The organism is Candidatus Margulisiibacteriota bacterium, from assembly GCA_031268855.1.
Classification (GTDB): domain Bacteria; phylum Margulisbacteria; class Termititenacia; order Termititenacales; family Termititenacaceae; genus Termititenax.
Map to the genome: position 1 here is coordinate 1 of JAIRWS010000017.1, position 3,300 is coordinate 3,300.

Below are 3,300 nucleotides of genomic sequence, written 5' to 3' on the forward strand. Positions count from 1 at the left end.
TCTTTATAGAGATGATCGATGCGTTTGGTGTTAAACGAACTGGAACGGCGGATCATGCCGTGCACCGCGTAGCCTCTGGCCAGCAACTGTTCGGCCAGATACGAGCCGTCCTGTCCGGTGATGCCTGTGAGCAGGGCAGTTTTAGCCATTTGACCTGTGCTCCTTGAAATAAATTTGACGTATCTTAACACATCTTGTTATGATTTTTTACGCCACTAATTAAATTATACAATGCTTTGAGAAAATAGGTTAAGTTTAAATGAAACTAATGGACGGAGTTTCGCAGCGCAAAAATACGTCCGCAAGGATGTGTTTTTATGCCTAAAGTCTCGGTGATTATTCCCGTTTACAATGTGGAAAAATATCTGGCGGAATGTCTGAACAGCGTTTGCGGACAAACTTTGCGGAGCCTGGAAATTATTTGCGTAAACGATGGCTCGACAGACGGCTCGGCTGAAATACTTGCCAAATATAAGCAGAAAGATAAACGGCTCAAGGTTATTACGCAAAAAAATAAAGGCCAGTCGGCCGCGCGCAATGCCGGATTATCGACCGCGTCCGGACAGTATCTTTATTTTATGGACAGCGATGATGTCTTGAAATCAGACGCGCTGACTATCTTGACCAAAAAGAGCGACCGCGGCAAATTGGATGTTCTTTATTTTGACGCTACGGTTATTTTTGCCGATCAAAAGACGGCCAAAAAGCGCTGGTGGTATGCGGATTTTTACCGGCGCCGAAAAGAATACCGCGGCGTGACGGCGGGACAAAAATTATTTGCCTCAATGAAAAATAATGGCGAGTACCGTGTGCAGCCGTGCTTGCAATTGATCCGCCGGAGATATTGGCAGAGGCTCAATTTATTTTTTTATGAAGGAGTTTTTTTAGAAGATAATTTATTTAATTTTCTCTGTATGCTGCAGGCCGGGCGGGTCAGTCATCTCCAGCAAGAGTTGTTTATCCGGCGCGTCAATGAGGGCTCGACCATGACCAGACCTAAAACTTTCCAGCATTTTTACGGCGCCTTTCATGCTTTGGTACAAATGCTGGGTTTTGCGATAAAGCGAAACATTAACGAACCTGCTGTTTTGCAGGAAATAACGGACTGTTTGAATGCGGCGGTCAGTATTTACGATTTGCTACCGGCCGTGGAAAAAAATAAGGCCAGTGGTTTGCCGCCGCTGGAAAGTTATTTTTTTGCTATACTGGTACAGCATGGCGGGCAAAAATGGCAACGTTATAAGAATAAATGCGTGCGCTGTTGCAAGGATTTTGTGAAAAGTTTGCTTGGTTGAAATAAAATGTCGGAATTATTGCATAAAATTAAACACAAAGTCTCCAGGCTCGGCCTTGAGCCCGGGTGGGATACGGTCATTCGTCCGCGCACCGGCTGGTTTGACATCGATCTGCGCGAGGTCTGGCGTTACCGCGACCTGATCAAGATCTTTGTTTACCGCGATTTTGTGGTCTATTACAAGCAGACGATTCTCGGCCCGCTCTGGTGGCTGATCCAGCCGCTGTTTACTTCCGGTATGTTCACGCTGATCTTTGGCGCGTTTGCCGGTTTGCCGACCGACGGCATTCCAGCCATTCTTTTTTATCTGTCCGGTGTGGTGTGCTGGGGCTATTTTTCCGATTGTCTGCTAACCACAGCCAATACTTTCACGGCCAATTCGGCGATTTTCGGCAAGGTGTATTTTCCGCGGCTGGTCGTGCCGATCTCCACGGTTTTGAGCGGCTTGATCAAATTCGCGCTGCAATTTGCGTTGTTTCTGGTAATTTACCTGATTTATCTGCTGCGCGGCGCGGATCTTCAGCCGGGTTTGGGGGTTTTGGCGCTGCCGTTGCTGCTGGCGCAAATGGCGGCTCTGGCGCTGGGCTTAGGCATTATCGCTTCTTCGCTGACGACTAAATACCGCGATCTGGCGCTGGCGATGACTTTTTTTGTGCAGCTGCTGATGTACGCCACGCCGGTGGTTTATCCGCTCTCCATGATCCCGGACAAATGGCGTCCGCTGGCTATGCTCAATCCTCTGGCGCCGGTCATTGAATTTTTCCGTCTGGCTTTTTTAGGCGCGGGCAGCCTTGATCTCTGGACAACGTTGTGGAGCGTCGGTTTCACGCTCTGTATCTTGTTTTTGGGTGTGATTTTTTTCAGCAGAGTTGAAAAAAATTTCATGGATACAGTTTAGCCATGCGGCAAAAAAAGTTTTTGTTCGTTCTCGGCACGCGTCCGGAAGCGATAAAACTGGCGCCGCTAATCAGGGCTATGACGCAAACCGCCGATTTTCAGCCGCTGGTCTGCGCGACCGGCCAGCACAAAGAAATGCTGACGCAGGCTTTGCGGTTTTTTCAGATCCGGCCGCAGTTTGATCTGAAAATTATGCGCCGGGATCAGACGCTGTCCGGTTTGACAGCGCGGCTTCTCTCCAAGCTGGATAGAGTGATCGATAAAGCGCAGCCGGATTATATAGTAGTGCAGGGCGACACGACTTCGGCGCTGGCTGGCGCGCTGGCCGGGTATTATCACAAGATCCCGGTCGCGCATGTCGAAGCGGGTTTGCGCAGTGGCGCTAAATATTCGCCCTATCCTGAGGAGTTAAATAGAAAACTGATTGGTCATTTGGCGGATTATCATTTTGCGCCGACCAAAACAGCGGCGGATAATCTGCGTCAAGAAAATATTACCAAAAATATTTACACAGTCGGCAATACGGTGGTAGACGCTTTGTTTCTCGGTCTGGATATTATTAAGAAAAACCCCGAGCCTTATGCCAAATATTTCGCGTTTCTGGATCAGCAAAAAAAAATAATTCTGGTGACCGGACACCGCCGCGAAAGTTTTGGCCGGCAGTTTGAAAATATCTGTTCTGCCCTGCGCGATATTGCCAGACAGCATAGAGATGTCCAAATTGTGTATCCTGTCCACCTCAATCCCCATGTGCGGAGACCAGTGTTTGAAACGCTGGGAAAAGAAAAGAATATTCATTTGCTGAAGCCGCTGGCCTATCCTTATCTACTCTGGCTGCTGGAAAAATGTTTTTTTGTCCTGACCGACAGCGGCGGCCTGCAGGAAGAAGCCCCGTCCCTGGGTAAACCGACGCTGGTAATGCGTCAGGTTACGGAGCGGCTGGAAGGTATTCAAGCCGGCAATGCTGTACTGATTGGCACGGAGCGCAAAAATATTGTCCGTCAGGCACAGAGATTATTGACCGAGCAGAAAACTTATAAAAAAATGGCCAGCGCGAAAAACCCTTACGGTGACGGCCGGGCGGTTTTTAAGATCCTGAAAGTTTTAGG

Annotated in this window: 4 protein-coding genes; 3 read left to right on the forward strand and 1 reads right to left on the reverse strand. The window is 48.6% G+C overall.

Annotation, left to right across the window (positions count from 1 at the left end):
• Window positions 1–149, reverse strand: a 149-nt coding sequence (locus LBJ25_01010; protein MDR1452544.1) for a GDP-mannose 4,6-dehydratase, incomplete at its 3' end; no start/stop codon positions are given.
• Window positions 150–317: 168 nt separating this feature from the next.
• Here LBJ25_01010 and LBJ25_01015 point away from each other — a divergent pair.
• The 3 genes from LBJ25_01015 to wecB all read left to right on the forward strand — a co-directional run.
• Entirely contained in the window at window positions 318–1,295 is a 978-nt protein-coding gene (locus LBJ25_01015; GenBank protein ID MDR1452545.1) for a glycosyltransferase, read from the forward strand.
• An 18-nt stretch (window positions 1,296–1,313) separates the two neighbouring features.
• Window positions 1,314–2,192, forward strand: a complete 879-nt coding sequence (locus tag LBJ25_01020; GenBank protein MDR1452546.1) for an ABC transporter permease — start codon at window positions 1,314–1,316, stop codon at window positions 2,190–2,192.
• Window positions 2,193–2,194: 2 nt separating this feature from the next.
• Window positions 2,195–3,300: UDP-N-acetylglucosamine 2-epimerase (non-hydrolyzing) (gene wecB / locus LBJ25_01025; protein ID MDR1452547.1), on the forward strand; the 1,106-nt coding region annotated here is incomplete at its 3' end.

Excerpts from the sequence above, each read along its gene's own strand:
- LBJ25_01015 (MDR1452545.1), top strand. The coding sequence starts at position 318 with ATGCCTAAAGTCTCGGTGATTATTCCCGTTTACAATGTGGAAAAATAT.